Here is a 16,464-nt window from a genome sequence, read left to right as displayed (position 1 = left end):
CTCTCAACATGAAGAGAATACGATAACTATTTCACTATTCCCAGATTAATTAAACTTTCGGCGATCTGCACGGAATTCCATGCCGCCCCTTTAAGAAGATTATCAGAAACTACCCACATATGAAAGCCTTTATCTTCATCCAGATCTTTACGGATACGGCCGACGAACACATCATTTTTACCGACACAATCAGCAGGCATAGGGTAAATTTGATTTTCCGGATCATCCTGCAGGACAACTCCAGGTGCATTTTCCAGAAGGCTCTTTACTTCATTTGCCGTAACGCTGTCTGATTCCACTTCAAAATAAAGGGACTCTGAGTGTCCGGTTGCCACTGGGAGACGCACGCATGTAGCAGCCACTTGCAGCTCTGGCATATGCATGATTTTCTTTGTCTCATTGATCATTTTCATTTCTTCAAACGTGTAGCCATTATCCTGAAATTTATCAATTTGCGGGATCGCATTGAATGCAATTTGATAATGTTTTTTATCGCTCTTTACAGGAAGAATTGACGGCTCATACTCTTCGTTATTTAAAATGGCTTTTGTCTGCTCATTAAGCTCTTGAACAGCAGCTGCTCCAGAACCTGAAACAGCCTGGTAAGTAGAAACAATTACTTTTTTCAAGCCGAATTTCTCTTTTACCGGCTTTAGTGCAACAACCATTTGGATTGTTGAACAGTTTGGATTGGCGATAATGCCATTATGCTTATGAAGGTCATCTTCATTTACTTCAGGTACGACAAGAGGCACATTTGGATCCATACGGAAAGCACTTGTGTTGTCTACCACAATGGCACCATGTTCGACAGCATGTGGAGCCAGTTCCTGTGAAACGCTTCCTCCCGCGCTGAATAGTGCGATGTCCACGCCTTTAAAGCTCTCTGGCTTCGCTTCCTGAACTGTATACTCCTGGCCCTTGAATGCTACCTTTGATCCGGCAGAACGGGCAGATGATAAGAGGGTTAATTGAGAGATCGGAAAATCTCTATTTTCAAGTGTTTGAATCATTTGCTGGCCAACTGCACCAGTTGCCCCAACTACCGCGACATGAAATCCTTTTTTCTGTTCCAAATTTCTTTTCCCCTTCCAATACCATTATATTTTTCTAGCAAAGTTAGTTTTTAGTGAAAAACAATAGCCCAAAATTCAATAGAACGGCAGCCAAAGTCAATTGGCAGCCGTTTTCCTGCCTGATTATAAAGATGGCAGGCTTCCATTTATATTATCAGCATATTGTCTATACTCCAAGAGGTTAATATTATTTTAAACAGACCTTGGAGGTTGGTTATCTTAATAATCTTTATTCTAACATATTCGTTCACTAAAGGACTAAAATTTTTGCTAGAAAAAATAGGGGGCTAATTGTCGTCTTTGTATCTTTCCACTAAAACCGGCTGAAGCTGTTTACCTTCCATGGCATGAAGTACTGTATCAGATAATGCTGTCATTCTTGCCACCATTGAGTTCGGTTTCTTCACAGGATCATCCTGGCCATATGGAATAAAATAAATATTCTTCGTTGCCATTAGTCTCATTAAGTTTACTCCATTTAAACCCAATGCATCATTTGTAGATATTCCCAGCACGACTGGTTTACCGTTTCTTAAAGTTGCCTTTGCTGCCATCAGGACAGGCGAGTCGGTCATCGCATTGGCGAATTTGCTCATCGTATTTCCGGTAAGCGGGGCAATCACCATGCAATCAAGGGGGATTTTAGGTCCCAGCGGTTCCGCTTTCACAATTGAATCAATCACTTTATGTCCAGTCAGATCTTCAATTCTTTGAACCCAGTCTTCTCCTTTTCCAAATCTGGTCTCAGTGCTCTTTACCGTAAAGGTGACGACCGGAAGCACTTCAGCCCCTGCGAGAACAAGTCTTTCTATTTCAGGGAACACTGCATCATATGTGCAATGCGATCCTGTTAATCCGAAACCGATTCTTTTCCCTTTCAAACTCATATTGTATTCCCCTTTCTCTTTTGCAAATCTTCCTTAATCAATTGAGAAAGAACATTCGCCAGAATTTGTCCGGCTGTTTTCGGAGCAACGATTCCAGGCAGGCCAGGGGCGAGCAGTGCTTTTACTCCCCGTTTTTCTGCGTAGCGGAAATCGGTACCTCCGGGCTTGGAAGCCAGGTCAATGATGAGCGTATGTGTCGGCATCTTCGATATGACGGACGCTGTTACAACTAAATGGGGAGCTGTGTTTATGCAAATATCAACATCTTTTACCGCATCCTCAATTTCCTTCAGGTTAAATGGGGTTAAGCCCATTTCCGTTATCCTGGCGATGTGCTCACTTTTTCTCGCCCCCACCTTTACTTTTGCACCCAGTGCATGAAAGGTTCTTGCTACACTCATTCCAACTCTGCCAAGGCCTATTACAGCTATATTCGAACCATGTATGGTGAAATCTGTATGCTGGATTGCCATCATAATGGTTCCTTCAACTGTTGGGATGGAATTATAGATAGCTACATCATCCCGTTCAAATAATTGAACAAGACGGCGGTCCGCCGATTTGGTTACTCCGGTTAAATATGAATTGGTTATGCCGGAATAAACTGTACAGTGCGCTGGAGTCTGGGCGAGGATTTCCTCTTCAAAAATCACTTTTTCATTAGAGAAAATCGTTTCAATCTGACCCTCCAGGCCCGTTCCGGGCACAGGCAGGATAATTGCGTCTATATTGGTAAAGTCCACTTCATCTATTTTTTCTTTTACCGCACCTGAGAACGCGTGATCAAGCTGCTCAAAACCAATTAATGCGAGCTTTGCATCAAGCTCGGTCAGTTTACGGATGATTTCGAGCTGCCTTGCATCACCGCCGATGACTGCAATTTGGGTTCCTGTCAGCATGCAACACTCACCTTCTTTTTTCTTTCTTTTTAAGAAAGCATTTATTTTTGAAGCCAACAACTTCATGACTCCTGGTAAAAAGTATCCTCGCACCGGCAACGCCGCTTTACTAAGCAGTTGCACAAGACAGCAATTGCAAGCAGTTTTATCTTTAAACGAAATGGCGTTAAAATTGGGCCGGCAAATCAATTAATAATCATAAGGGAATTGTTGTAATGAACTACTTCAACATCTTATGTATGAACGGGGCAATAGGTGAGTTTTCCACTTAAAAGAAAATGGGTCAAAGTTGGAAGGGATTTATAAAGGGATTGAGGAGATTAGCTTCCCGGTAAAAACAAAAAGGACCTAACCGGCCCTTCCTTCAAAACTATTCCTGCTGATCTTCAGATTCCGGGATATCAATAATGATCATGTCATTTCCTATCTTCCTGATATGCTGCCATGAAACCCGGATTTCATCTCCCTGGCGCATGAAGCCGAACCACTTTAATGAAGGGATGAGCAATGCCTGAATCTGTCCACTTTTCTCATTTATTTCAAGGTCTGTCTGCCCAAGTACTCCCAGCCTTTCTGCACGCTTCACATCCACAATTTCCTTTCCGCTCAGCTCACTTAATCTCATCTTATGCCCTCCTTTTCTCTTCTCTATATTCTTATCGTTCAGCCTGGAGTTTTAGAAGTTCAGGCCAAAAAGAAAACAGCCTGCATGATACAGGCTGTTTCACCAATTTTGCAATTGGAATAAATATTAAAGATTTTTCGGAAGTTCTCCATCCGGACTTATTAATGCTACTGAATAGTGATCTGTGAAAATGGCATTCGCCATATTATTCACGCCCTGCATGGAAACTGCATCGATTTCATCCACGATTTCATCCATAGACCGATGGCGGCCCAGAAGCAGTTCATTTTTGCCATTGCGGCTCATCCTGCTGTTTGTGCTTTCAAGGCTTAGCATTAAGCTTCCTTTGAGCTGTTCTTTACTGTTATTCAGCTCTTTATCTGTGATGCCTTCTTTTTTAAGTGTGGCAAGGGTTTCCTGAATCGTATCAAAAAGAACATCCAGCTGTTTAGCTCCCGTACCACCGTAAAGCGTCACAATACCGCTGTCCTGGAAGGCAGAATGATAAGAGAAAACAGAATAAGCCAATCCTTTTTGTTCCCTGACATCCTGGAATAAGCGGCTGCTCATGCTTCCACCCAAAATATTATTTAAAACAATCAGATTGTATATTTCCTCATGCCCTACCTGCAGACCTTCGAACCCTAAGCAAAGATGAGCCTGCTCGGTATCCTTTTTACGGGCAAGATGGTTCGAATGAAACTCAGGCTTCTGCTCTGTGCGTTCTCTCTTACCGCCTTCGTAGGATCCAAAGTATTTTTCAACTTCTTTGATGAAAGATTCCTCAATATTTCCGGCAATCGAGATTACAACATTTTCAGGCGTGTATGTTTCATGCATATACTGTTTTAATGTTTCGCCATTAAACGTAGCCAGCGTTCCTTCAGTACCAAGAATCGGATAACCAAGTGAGTGATTCTCATAGATTGCTTTGCTCAAAAGATCATGAACGATATCATCAGGCGTGTCTTCATACATTTTGATTTCTTCGTAAACAACATTCTTTTCTTTGTTCAGTTCCTCATCCACAAACGTGGAGTTAAAAAACATATCAGAAAGCACTTCAAGAGCAAAATCAGAATGGGTATCTAATACTTTTGCATAGTAGCATGTATATTCTTTTGAAGTGAAGGCGTTCACCTGCCCGCCAATGCTATCAAAGCTCTCAGCAATTTCACGGGCTGATCTCGTTTTCGTTCCTTTGAAGAACATATGCTCAAGAAAATGAGAAATTCCATTATTCTCTGGAACTTCATTTCTTGAACCTGTTCCGATCCATACCCCTATCGCTACAGAACGGACGGTTGGAATATTTTCTAGTACGACTCTTACTCCGTTTTGGCATGTATATTTCTTAATCAAATAAATTCCTCCTGTTCTGAACCCCAAAGACATATGTTTACATTAGTTTATATTATTATTGTTATTTTTTCCAAAATCCTGATTTTTATTTTCTCTATACTGGATTCTCTTCTCGCTTAACAGCTCGGATACTGTTCCAATCTCCAGGTTCTTATACTTAAGCCCTGTTATAAGTCTATCAAGTGACTTTTCGGTGGATTCCGTAGGATGCATCAGAATAAGTGCTCCATTATGGACCTTTGATAACACTCTGTTTATCAGCACATCCGGGGAGGGTTTTCTCCAATCCACTGTATCAACAGTCCACATGACGGTGCCAAGGTTTTTCTCGGCAGCAATCTTCACTGTTTCATCTCTATAGCTGCCGCTTGGAGGAGCGAACCATGTAATAGGCTTACTCAGCTTTTCATCCATTGTGGCTTCAATCACATCATTTGTCTTTTGGATTTCTTCCCTTGTCTTTGCAGAAGAGATCACTTTCATGTCAGGATGGGTGTACGAATGGTTGCCTACTTCATGGCCTGCATCCATAATCATTCTGGCGAGTTCCGGATTATTCTTTACCCATCTTCCTTCAAGAAAAAAACTTGCTGACACATTATGTTCCTTTAAAGTGGCCAGCATACCGGATAAATATTCATTCCCCCACGCCACATTAATGATGAAGCTGACCATTGGTTTATCGGGATGGCCTTTATAGATAGGTGACGGCGGCAGGTCCTTTAACTTCACTTTCGGTTCAATTTGTTTAAATACAAGTTTATCTTCATTGAACTTTTTACCTGACTTCATCTTTCTATACGATGCCTCAACATCTACTTCAATTCCGTTAAGACCAGGAATGGCTTTCCATACAGGGTCTATTTTTGCATCCTGTGGAGGAATGCTGAATTCTTCTTTTTTTGCTGTAATTTCTTCATATAGTGAATCCTTTTGCTTGAAAACAGTTATGGCATCTGTTTCTTGTTTCAGGCCTGAAACATACTGATCAGTTAAAGGATTATTGATAAAAACAAGTGCCAGCACAAACATGATCGTAATATGGATAAACTTTCTCATTCTTCATGCCTCCTTCAATTCATAGTATGATTTGAAGGGACAAGGTAGAACGGAACCGAGTAACAAAGGTATGCAGTATAGGGCAAAAGCCCATGAAAATTCGTATATGTAAAAAGCCAGGGTTTCCCCTGGCTTTTAGGAAAATTCGCAACGCAAAATGCTTCTCTTTTAAATAGAGGTTAGTATTATTGCTGTGCTTTTTCCTTTTGCTCACGCTGTTCACGCAATACGGCTTTGCGGGAAAGATTTACGCGGCCTTGTTTATCGATTTCAGTAACTTTTACCAGAAGTTCGTCCCCAATGGATAGCACATCTTCCACTTTCCCTACACGCTCTTCAGCAAGTTCTGAAATGTGAACTAATCCATCTTTACCAGAGAAGATTTCAACAAATGCACCAAATTTTTCAATCCGTTTTACCTTGCCCAGATACATTTGTCCAACTTCCACTTCACGTACGATATCTTCAATGATTTTCTTCGCTTTTTGATTCATTTCTTCATTTACAGATGAGATGAATACTGTTCCATCTTGTTCAATATCGATCTTAACGCCTGTTTCTTCGATAATCTTATTGATCTGCTTTCCGCTCGGCCCAATAACATCACGGATTTTGTCAGGGTTGATTGACATCATCAGAATCTTAGGAGCATATTCAGACAGCTCTTTTCTTGGCTGCTCAATAGTGCTCAGCATGGAATCAAGAATTTGCATGCGGCCTTTCTTCGCCTGCTGCAGTGCTTCTTCCAGAATCTCACGGGAAAGACCTTCAATTTTAATATCCATTTGAAGAGCTGTAACTCCCTTAGAGGTACCCGCCACTTTAAAGTCCATATCGCCAAGGTGATCTTCCATACCCTGAATGTCTGTCAGGATTGAATAATGCTCGCCTGATTTAATTAGGCCCATTGCTATACCGGCAACCGGCGCTTTAATAGGCACACCTGCATCCATCATAGCCAAAGTACTTGCACAAATACTTGCCTGTGATGTTGAACCATTTGATTCCAGCACCTCAGATACAAGACGAATCGTATAAGGGAAATCCTTTTCAGAAGGAATAATCGGCTCAAGAGCACGTTCTCCAAGAGCACCATGCCCGATTTCACGGCGGCCCGGCCCTCTGATTGGCCCAGTTTCACCTACACTGAAATTAGGGAAGTTGTAATGGTGCATGAATCTTTTTTCTTCTTCAATTCCCAGCCCGTCCAGAATCTGTACATCGCCAAGAGCTCCTAATGTACAAATGCTCAATGCCTGAGTTTGTCCGCGTGTAAACAAACCTGAACCATGTGTGCGCGGCAGAAGGTCTACTTCCGAGGACAGCGGGCGGATGACATCCAATCCGCGTCCATCCGGACGAACTTTATCTTCTGTAATTAAACGGCGAACTTCTGCTTTAACAATTTTATCAAGGATCTGCTTAATTTGCTTAAGCTTGTCGTCGTCTGCTTCTTCACCTTCATATTTAGCTGTGATTTCTTCTTTAACTGCTTTTATGGCAGCTTCACGTGCATGTTTCTCCTGCACCTGGATAGCTTGAATCATATCCTTCTCACAGATGCCGCGAACTTCTGCTTCTAAGTTCTGGTCAACCTGGTATAAAACAATTTCCATTTTTTCTTTCCCGATTTCAGATGCAATTTCTTCCTGGAAAGCAATAAGGCGTTTAATTTCCTCATGACCAAACATAATTGCTTCCAGCATAGTTTCCTCGGGCACTTCCTCTGCACCTGCTTCAACCATGTTAATCGCATCTTTTGTACCCGCTACAACAAGGCTGATATCGCTTTTTTCAGCCTGGTCTACAGATGGATTTATGATGAATTCTCCATCGATGCGGCCTACGCTGACTCCAGCAATCGGTCCGCCAAATGGAATATCCGACACAGAAAGAGCTAATGATGAACCAAACATTGCAGCCATTTCTGATGAGCAGTTTTGATCCACACTCATCACCATGCTTACAACCTGTACATCATTTCTGAAACCATCAGCGAATAATGGACGAATTGGCCTGTCAATTAAACGGCTTGCCAAAATCGCTTTTTCACTTGGACGGCCCTCTCTCTTAATAAAACCGCCCGGAATCTTACCAACAGCATACAAACGTTCTTCATAGTTAACTGTCAGAGGAAAGAAATCCAGATTTTTCGGTTCTTTTGATGCTGTAGCTGTACTTAAAACTACAGTATCACCATAGCGCACTAAAACTGCACCGTTAGCCTGTTTTGCCAGCTGGCCAATCTCTACGGTCAATTTGCGCCCAGCCCAATCAAGGCTGTAGACATGTTTATCTTGTCCCATAATTGTACCCCTCTCTGCATTCACTTAAGGACAGGCGTCAATGCCTGGTCCGTTTAATTGGTTAATTTCCTGCTTTATTCAGCAGGCGTTCCTGCGAAGGCAGCAGAAGCTCATAAGCTTTGCATTGCCAGCAGTCCAGTTTTATATAAAAGCATGAAATGCTCGTTAATCATAATAAAATTAGGCATCTTATAGTATGCACAATTTTCCCGTTTGCTAAAATAGGATAAGTTATGTATGTACATGATCAGGAACAAAATTCAAGTTTTTAAAGCTAATAAAAAAGCGGGAAAAAATCCCGCTTCTGTTGATTATCGACGTAAGCCAAGCTTATTGATTAACTCACGGTAGCGTGCAACGTCTTTGTTGCGAAGGTAAGTTAATAGGTTACGGCGCTTACCAACCATTTTCAAAAGACCGCGACGTGAATGGTGGTCTTTCTTGTGAGTACGTAAATGGTCGTTCAAATTGTTGATTTCTTCAGTAAGGACAGCGATTTGAACTTCTGGAGATCCAGTGTCGCTCTCATGAGTTTTGAACTCATTGATTAGCTCATTTTTACGTTCTTTAGTGATTGCCATCCGGTTCACCTCCTAAATTTTCAATCCCCTGTTACTGAGCAAGCGTCGGTGACTCGACTTGCCAAGCAAAGGTTCATTTGGTACGTTAATTAGAATACAACTTTTTATGACAAAAAGCAAGGCTAAACCCTGTTTTTCTCAAAATATTGCTCAGTCTGTTGTTTATCCTTTTCAATTTGCGCAATTAACTCCTGAACGCCGGCAAATCTCTTCTCGCTTCTAAGATGTTTATGCCATTCAACGGTAACCTTCCTGCCATAAATATCTGAAGAGAAATCAAAAATATGGACTTCAACTGATGGCCTGTCCCCTTTTTCCTGATTAAAAGTAGGTTTGTATCCGACATTACAGACACCTTCATACCAGCTGCCATCTACTGAGAATCTTACAGCATATACACCGGGAGGGGGAATGATGCAGTCATCAGAAACGTCTACATTCGCTGTAGGAAAGCCGATTGTCCGGCCTCTCTTGTCACCATGGATAACGATTCCGGATGTTTTATAATATCTTCCTAAAAGGCCGGGAAGCTCAGCCGTTTTCCCTTCACGAATATATTTCCTTATTAGTGTAGAGCTGATTTTTTCGTCTTCTTTTGCCAGCTTTGCAACGACCGAGTAATCAAATTGATCCCTCGAATGGAACAGCAATGTTTCCATTGTGCCGCGTCCCATTCGTCCATAGGAATAATCAAAGCCTGCCACGACATGTTTTGCATTAAGACCAATCAGGTATTGGTCCACAAACTCCTGTGGCAGCAGATTAGCAAATTCCCTTGTGAAATTGATAACAAACAAATAATCTATACCTAGATCAGCTATGATACCAATTTTATCCTCAAGAGGTGTAATATACTCCACATGCTGAACGCTTTTCCCCAAAACAACCGAGGGATGCGGATCAAATGTCATGACTGCACTTTTTAATCCTTTTTGTTCAGCTATTGATTTTGCTTCACGGATGACTTTCTGATGACCCAGATGAACACCATCAAAATAGCCAAGTGCTATTGCCAATTCAGGCATTTCGTTTCTATCCATTTGATGGGGATGATGTATATGAATAACTTCCATAGTAATAACTCACCTTTTCTCTACAGAGCCTGGACCTATATAAATGCACAGCTTTTTAACGAGTGCTTATTGATCATTCCTTAACACCTTTACTGGCTTCATTAACCCTGGTTTGCGGGGGTGATGCTCATAAATCGCCAGAACAAGACCTTCCTCCCCCTCTATAGCGATTGGGCCTTTAGTGTCATACAAATGATCAGGGATGGTTAATACAGCCCCATTTTTTACTTTCTCTGCTACTTTATCATTTATATGAAATTTCGGCAAATGAGAAAGCGCGGCTTCCATAGGCCGAAGAACCTCATCCATTGTCCCCTTCTCGGCCCTGTCTTCTATTTCTCCAAAAGTCAGGCAATCATCAAGTGTCAGTGAGGCCGACTGGATTCTAACCAGTTCAGACATATGGGCAGGATATCCCAGTTCACTCCCAATCATGACCGCAAGCGTACGGATGTATGTACCTTTGCTGCAGGCTACACGGAAACGGAAGGTAAGATTCTCACCCTCAAACATCTCTCTCTCATCGAGAAGTTCGATTGAGTAGATAGTAACTTTCCTGGACGGCCGTTCCACTTCTATTCCCTGTCTTGCATATTCATAAAGGCGCTTACCATTTACCTTTACTGCTGAATACATTGGAGGAGTCTGTGTAATTTCCCCTGTCAGGCTTTGAAGCACTTTCATCACTTGATTTCTGGAAATAGGTGATGAAACTTCTTTCCTTTCTGCGACTTCACCAGATGCATCTTCTGTTGTTGTAGAAAAGCCTATTGTGACTTCTCCCTCATAAGTTTTCCCTGCGTCTGTTATGTATTCAGCCACCTTCGTTGCCCTCCCAAGGCAGATGGGAAGTACTCCTGTCACGTCAGGGTCCAGTGTTCCGGTGTGGCCGATTCTTTTCATTCGCAGAATCTTCCGCAGCCTGAACACACAATCATGGGAAGTCATTCCCTTAGGTTTAAAAAGCGGCAAAATTCCTTCCATATTATGTACCACCTTGTCTATTTGTATTTAGAAAAAAATGGATAGACAAAGTGTCTATCCATTTCATTATTCTTCTTCTTTGGAGCGTTCCTCATCTTTGGAACGGCCTTCGTCCTGGATTTGATGAAGCAACGATTCGATGCGGTTGCCGTAGTCGATCGATTCATCAAATTCGAAAAGGATTTCCGGTGTTTTCCGCAGCCGGATTCGCTGGCCGATTTCAGATCGGATAAAGCCTTTTGCTTTAGCCAGCCCGCGAAGCGTATTCTCCCTTTGTTCCTCATCACCCAGAACTGAGATAAACACGGTTGCCTGCTGGAGATCCCCGGTTACTTGAACATCAGTGACTGTTACAAAACCGACCCGCGGGTCCTTGATTTTTCGGCTGATGATTTCGCCCAGTTCTTTTTTCATTTGTTCCCCAACCCGATTTGCTCTAAGGCTCATTCTATATCACCTCTTCTTAAAGCCACTCTAAATCTGTAATTGTCCGTTCAATTTCAGGGAACGAATCAATCATTTTCAGCGCATTTTGCAGCTCGTGCTCAGTTGAAACCTGAGTGGACGAAACGGCCACAATGGCAATTTTAGTCCTCTGCCATAGGTCCTGATAGTCCACCTCAGATACAGAAACATTGTATCTTTGTTTCAGCCGGGTTAGAATACGCTGCAAAACTGCCCGTTTTTCTTTCAAAGAATGTGTGTCATAAATGATACATTCACAGGCAGCAAGCCCAATTATCATTAACGTTCCACTTCTTCCATAATATATGCTTCGATTACGTCGCCTTCTTTGACGTCGTTGAAGTTTTTGATGGTAATACCGCACTCATAGCCTTGTGCTACTTCTTTAGCGTCATCTTTGAATCGCTTAAGAGCGTCAACTTCACCTTCAAAAATTACAACTCCATCGCGGATTAAACGAACGCCGCTGTCACGGGTGATTTTTCCATCCGTAACATAAGAACCTGCAATTGTACCGATTTTGGAAACTTTGAATGTCTGGCGTACTTCAGCCTGGCCGATAATTTTTTCCTGGAACTCAGGATCAAGCATACCCTGCATCGCCAATTCGATTTCCTCAATTACTTTGTAAATGATGCGGTGCAGGCGGATGTCAACATTTTCTGCATCTGCTGCACGTTTCGCGTTATTGTCAGGACGTACATTGAATCCGATCACAATAGCGTTGAAAGCAGCAGCTAAAGTGATGTCAGACTCGTTAATGGCACCTACACCTGTATGAAGGATACGCACATTAACACCTTCTACATCAATTTTATGAAGAGCAGCAGTCAATGCTTCCGCAGAACCTTGAACGTCCGCTTTCACAACGATGTTTAAGTCTTTCATTTCCCCTTGTTTCATATGTTCAAACAAGTTATCCAGACTTACGCGTGTTTTTTCATTTCTTTGCGCCTGCAATGCCTGTTGGGCACGGGCTTCACCAACCTGGCGGGCTGTCTTTTCATCATCAAGAACAGCGAAGCGGTCACCGGCTTGAGGAACATCGTTAAGACCTGTAATCTCAACAGGAGTTGAAGGTCCGGCAGTTTTCACACGGCGGCCAAGGTCATTAACCATTGCACGGACACGTCCAAATGAGTTACCGACAACGATAGGGTCTCCTACCTTCAATGTACCGTTTTGTACAAGCAGAGTCGCGACTGAACCGCGTCCTTTGTCAAGCTGTGCTTCGATAACAGTACCAACGGCATTGCGATCAGGATTTGCTTTATATTCTTCAACTTCACCTACAAGAAGAATCATTTCAAGCAGTTCATCAATTCCCTCGCCTTTAATAGCTGAGATCGGAACAAAGATCGTGTCTCCGCCCCAAGCTTCTGGAACCAGGCCATGTTCAGTCAATTCCTGCATAACACGGTCAGGATTTGCTGCTTCCTTATCCATTTTGTTAACAGCCACAATGATTGGCACTTCTGCTGCTTTCGCATGGTTAATTGCTTCAACTGTTTGCGGCATAACACCGTCATCAGCTGCTACAACGAGAATTGTTATATCGGTAATTTTCGCACCGCGGGCACGCATAGTTGTGAACGCAGCGTGTCCAGGAGTATCAAGGAAAGTAATCTTTTTGCCGTTTTCTTCAACTTGATAAGCTCCGATATGCTGAGTGATTCCGCCTGCTTCTCCCGCAGTTACTTTCGTGTTGCGGATGGAGTCAAGCAATGTTGTTTTACCATGGTCAACGTGTCCCATGATTGTTACAACAGATGGACGTTCCACCAGTTGGGCATTTTCATCTTCAGTGAAGTATACTTCAAGATCGGTTGTATCAACCAGTATCTCTTCTTCTACTTCAACACCGTATTCACCTGCAATCAGCTCAATCGCATCTTTATCAAGTTCCTGGTTAATGGTTGCCATAACACCAAGCATAAATAGCTTTTTAATGATTTCAGAAGGCTCGCGGTGAAGCTTCTTTCCCAGTTCCGCTACTGTCAGTGATTCGCTGAAAGTAATTTTTGAAGGAAGCTCCTTCACTTTTTTAGGAGCTGGGGCCACATGCGTCTGCTGCTGTTTGCCTTTGTTGTTTTTATTCTTATTGTTGTTTCGGTTATTGTTATTGTTTCTATTGTTATTATTGTTTCTGTTGTTGTTATTGCCTCTGTTATTGCCGGAGAAGTTTTTGCCGGACTGGCTGCCCTGTCCCTGGCTTCTGTTTTCACCGGATTTATTCTGAGGCTTGCTTTTAGCAGCTGTGGAATTGCCGGCACTATTATTTGAAGCCGGTTTTTGATTTCCCTGCGGCTTCTGCTGATTTTGAGGTTTACTCTGCTTTTGAGCCTGGCTGTCATTCTTGATAAAAATACCGTCAAGCTTCTGGACTGCCGCCGGCTCAATCGTAGTCATATGATTGGAAACCTCAATATTCATGTCTTTTAATTTTGTAATAACATCCTTGCTTGAAATGTTATGTTTTTTCGCATATTCATAAACGCGCATTTTACTCATACTTTCACCCCCGCTAGTATTAATCGAGCAACGTTAACAGCTTTTTTGCAAATCCGGCATCTAACACTGCCACCACAACGCGGGCTTCCTTCCCTATAGCCTTGCCGAGCATTTCCCGGTTTTGAATCAGCTTATATGGAACCCCAAATGATTTACATTTATCTGTAACTTTTTTTGCCGTATTTGCGGATGCATCTGCAGACAGCAAAACAAGCTTTGCTTTGCCGTTTCTGATCTCTTTAACAGCAAGCTCTTCTCCCGAAGTAATTTTCCGTGCCCGATTGGCTAAGCCAAGCAATGACATCCATTGATTTGAGTTCATTTGGATTGCCGTTTCTCCTTCTCTATTAACTCCAAGAGTTCTTCATAGATAACATCATCTATGGAAACTTCTAAATGATTGGCTAAGATATTCTTCTTCTTTGCTAACAAAATTGCTTCCTTTTCTTTGGAAAGATAAGCCCCGCGACCTGATTTTTTTCCGGTCGGGTCAACAGAGACTTCCCCTTCTTTGGAGCGAACGATGCGAACGAGTTCTTTTTTCGGCCTCATTTCACCGGTAGCGACACATTTTCGCAAAGGAACTTTTTTACGATTGTTCACGATCATTCACCTCTTCCCTATTCTTTTTCCTCTAAAAGTTCATCCTGAAAATCGAAGTCTGCATCATTTTCATAGTCTTCGTTTTCATAATCATCATTATCAAAGTTCAACAGTTTTTCATCCCTCGGATAAATTCCGGCTTCACGGGCATCTGTTTCTGATTTGATGTCTATTTTCCAGCCTGTAAGCTTTGCTGCAAGTCTGGCATTCTGTCCGCGCTTTCCAATTGCCAGTGAAAGCTGATAATCAGGAACTACAACAGTTGTTGCTTTGTCATCTTCATTTACGATTACGTCAAGCACCTTTGAAGGACTTAGTGCATTTGCGACGAATACTACAGGATCTGAGGACCATTTTACGATATCAATTTTCTCACCCTTGAGCTCATTGACTATCGCCTGTACACGTGTGCCCTTAGGACCTACACATGAACCTACAGGATCAACTTCTTCATTGTCAGAATGAACCGAGATCTTGGAACGATCCCCTGCTTCACGCGCAACGGATTTGATTTCTACAGTTCCATCATAGATTTCAGGAACTTCGATCTCAAATAATCTCTTCAGCAGGCCAGGATGGGTCCTGCTTACGAAGATCTGTGGACCTTTTGTTGTCTTTTCTACCTTTGTAATAAAGACTTTAATGCGGTCATGGGGCTGATAACGCTCATTTGGCATTTGTTCGTTCGCCGGAAGGATCGCTTCAATCTTTCCAAGGCTCACATAGATGAACTTAGGATCTGTACGCTGAACAATCCCCGTCATAATATCTTCTTCACGGTCGATAAATTCAGAATAAATGATGCCTCTCTCCGCTTCACGGACACGCTGTGTAACTACCTGTTTTGCCGTCTGGGCAGCGATGCGCCCAAAGTCCTTAGGTGTTACTTCCATTTCAACGACATCTTCCACCTGGTAGTTCGGATTGATTTTTTGAGCATCCTCAGCAGAGATCTCAAGACGCGGATCAAATACTTCATCCACTACCTCTTTGCGGGCAAAGACTCTCATCGTTCCGTTCCCTAGGTTTAAATCAATGCGCACATTCTGTGCCTGGTTAAAGTTTCTGCGGTAGGCTGACACCAATGCAGCTTCAATGGCTTCGATAATCACATCGCGAGAAATGCCTTTTTCTTTCTCAAGCAATGTCAGAGCATCCAAAAGTTCACTGCTCATGAGATTTATATCCCCCTTTATTTCTCTTATAAAAAATGATCAACTCTAAAGCAGCAATTCGCTTTCTTATTAAGACAAGCAGTGAATTTTGTATTTCAATAGCGCAAGGCGCTTCAGCTTTTCTTAATAAGCAAGCCCGCAATCAGCCGTTATTAAAATACAACGGCTAAACGGGCATTTGCTACCTTCTCATAAGGAATTTCAATATTTTTCTTCCTTGTTTTGATTTTGACTTCTACCGTAACGGTCTCACCGTCAAATTGGGTTAACACACCTTCGAACGTCTTTTCACCATCAATTTGCTCGTATGTTTTAATGTAAACATTCTTGCCGACTGCTTTAATAAAATCACTGTCTTTCTTAAGAGGGCGTTCAGCTCCCGGCGATGAAACTTCCAAGAAATAGTTGTATGGAATCGGATCTTCAGCATCAAGCTTTTCGCTTAGCCTTTCACTGACCATTCCGCATTCCTCGATATCAACACCAGTTTCTTTATCAATAAATACGCGAAGGAACCAGTCTTTCCCTTCTTTTACATATTCAATGTCGACTAATTCTAAATTAAGTTCATCCACAATAGGGGTGACCAGTTGTTCCACCGTTTCAGTCACTTTGCTCATTCATATCCCTCCTTTTTCCTGGAATCTTAAGCGCTGTTTTTCAATCAATAAATCAGAAATTGGCTCTGCTAAACTTAATTAACATATAGTTTTAACATAGATCCGATATTAAGAAAAAACCGTACACAACACGAAAGAGTGGGTTGCCCCACTCTTCCTTTTGCGAGAGTTATTCTTAGTATTTCCAATAAAACTATACCATAACCAATTTTTTTATGCAAATGGAATAGCTGTCAGC

Annotated in this window: 17 protein-coding genes; all 17 read right to left on the bottom strand. The window is 42.2% G+C overall.

Annotated elements, in window-relative coordinates; genetic code table 11:
• Nucleotides 1-26: 26 nt before the first annotated feature.
• On the bottom strand, nt 27-1,076 hold the full coding sequence (gene asd / locus CE058_RS22615) for an aspartate-semialdehyde dehydrogenase (protein ID WP_163145113.1): 1,050 nt from the start codon (nt 1,074-1,076) through the stop codon (nt 27-29).
• Nucleotides 1,077-1,363: 287 nt separating this feature from the next.
• Nucleotides 1,364-1,963, bottom strand: coding sequence for a dipicolinate synthase subunit B (gene dpaB, locus CE058_RS22610; protein ID WP_048008979.1), 600 nt, complete (start codon nt 1,961-1,963; stop codon nt 1,364-1,366).
• The gene (gene dpaA / locus CE058_RS22605; RefSeq protein ID WP_076256224.1) at nt 1,960-2,862 is read right to left on the bottom strand and encodes a dipicolinic acid synthetase subunit A; all 903 of its coding nucleotides are present in this window, start codon (nt 2,860-2,862) and stop codon (nt 1,960-1,962) included. Before dpaA ends, dpaB begins: the two co-directional genes overlap by 4 nt.
• A gap of 370 nt (nt 2,863-3,232) precedes the next feature.
• Nucleotides 3,233-3,487, bottom strand: coding sequence for a YlmC/YmxH family sporulation protein (locus CE058_RS22600; RefSeq protein WP_048008980.1), 255 nt, complete (start codon nt 3,485-3,487; stop codon nt 3,233-3,235).
• A gap of 126 nt (nt 3,488-3,613) precedes the next feature.
• Nucleotides 3,614-4,849 carry a M16 family metallopeptidase gene (locus CE058_RS22595; RefSeq protein ID WP_163145112.1) on the bottom strand — a complete coding sequence of 412 codons (1,236 nt, stop codon included), beginning with the start codon at nt 4,847-4,849 and terminating at the stop codon, nt 3,614-3,616.
• Between the two features lie 42 nt (nt 4,850-4,891).
• Entirely contained in the window at nt 4,892-5,908 is a 1,017-nt protein-coding gene (locus CE058_RS22590; protein WP_163145111.1) for a polysaccharide deacetylase family protein, read from the bottom strand.
• A gap of 185 nt (nt 5,909-6,093) precedes the next feature.
• Complete coding sequence (gene pnp, locus CE058_RS22585; protein WP_048008983.1) at nt 6,094-8,214, bottom strand: polyribonucleotide nucleotidyltransferase; 2,121 nt, start codon at nt 8,212-8,214, stop codon at nt 6,094-6,096.
• Nucleotides 8,215-8,525: 311 nt separating this feature from the next.
• Complete coding sequence (gene rpsO, locus CE058_RS22580) at nt 8,526-8,795, bottom strand: 30S ribosomal protein S15 (RefSeq protein ID WP_009330698.1); 270 nt, start codon at nt 8,793-8,795, stop codon at nt 8,526-8,528.
• A gap of 122 nt (nt 8,796-8,917) precedes the next feature.
• Complete coding sequence (gene ribF, locus CE058_RS22575) at nt 8,918-9,868, bottom strand: bifunctional riboflavin kinase/FAD synthetase (RefSeq protein WP_163145110.1); 951 nt, start codon at nt 9,866-9,868, stop codon at nt 8,918-8,920.
• 66 nt (nt 9,869-9,934) lie between these two features.
• The gene (gene truB / locus CE058_RS22570) at nt 9,935-10,852 is read right to left on the bottom strand and encodes a tRNA pseudouridine(55) synthase TruB (RefSeq protein ID WP_163145109.1); all 918 of its coding nucleotides are present in this window, start codon (nt 10,850-10,852) and stop codon (nt 9,935-9,937) included.
• A gap of 66 nt (nt 10,853-10,918) precedes the next feature.
• Nucleotides 10,919-11,299: a 30S ribosome-binding factor RbfA gene (gene rbfA, locus CE058_RS22565; RefSeq protein WP_035329043.1), complete on the bottom strand. Its 381-nt coding sequence runs from the start codon at nt 11,297-11,299 to the stop codon at nt 10,919-10,921.
• A 16-nt stretch (nt 11,300-11,315) separates the two neighbouring features.
• Nucleotides 11,316-11,597 carry a DUF503 domain-containing protein gene (locus CE058_RS22560; protein WP_009330702.1) on the bottom strand — a complete coding sequence of 94 codons (282 nt, stop codon included), beginning with the start codon at nt 11,595-11,597 and terminating at the stop codon, nt 11,316-11,318.
• The gene (gene infB, locus CE058_RS22555; RefSeq protein ID WP_048008986.1) at nt 11,597-13,828 is read right to left on the bottom strand and encodes a translation initiation factor IF-2; all 2,232 of its coding nucleotides are present in this window, start codon (nt 13,826-13,828) and stop codon (nt 11,597-11,599) included. The genes CE058_RS22560 and infB overlap by 1 nt, the downstream gene beginning before the upstream one ends.
• Nucleotides 13,829-13,847: 19 nt before the next feature.
• On the bottom strand, nt 13,848-14,150 hold the full coding sequence (locus CE058_RS22550) for a YlxQ family RNA-binding protein (protein WP_009330704.1): 303 nt from the start codon (nt 14,148-14,150) through the stop codon (nt 13,848-13,850).
• A complete protein-coding gene (rnpM, locus tag CE058_RS22545) occupies nt 14,147-14,431 on the bottom strand; it encodes an RNase P modulator RnpM (RefSeq protein ID WP_048008987.1) in 285 nt (94 codons plus the stop codon). The genes CE058_RS22550 and rnpM overlap by 4 nt, the downstream gene beginning before the upstream one ends.
• A 17-nt stretch (nt 14,432-14,448) precedes the next feature.
• Nucleotides 14,449-15,606 carry a transcription termination factor NusA gene (gene nusA / locus CE058_RS22540; protein ID WP_048008988.1) on the bottom strand — a complete coding sequence of 386 codons (1,158 nt, stop codon included), beginning with the start codon at nt 15,604-15,606 and terminating at the stop codon, nt 14,449-14,451.
• Between the two features lie 152 nt (nt 15,607-15,758).
• Entirely contained in the window at nt 15,759-16,226 is a 468-nt protein-coding gene (gene rimP / locus CE058_RS22535; RefSeq protein ID WP_163145108.1) for a ribosome maturation factor RimP, read from the bottom strand.
• Nucleotides 16,227-16,464: the final 238 nt, after the last annotated feature.

Origin of the sequence: Bacillus sp. 22-7, assembly GCF_010628845.1 — a bacterium.
Classification (GTDB): domain Bacteria; phylum Bacillota; class Bacilli; order Bacillales; family Cytobacillaceae; genus Cytobacillus; species Cytobacillus firmus_B.
Note: the sequence above shows the minus strand (reverse complement) of the source record. Positions and strands in the feature narration are given on the sequence as shown.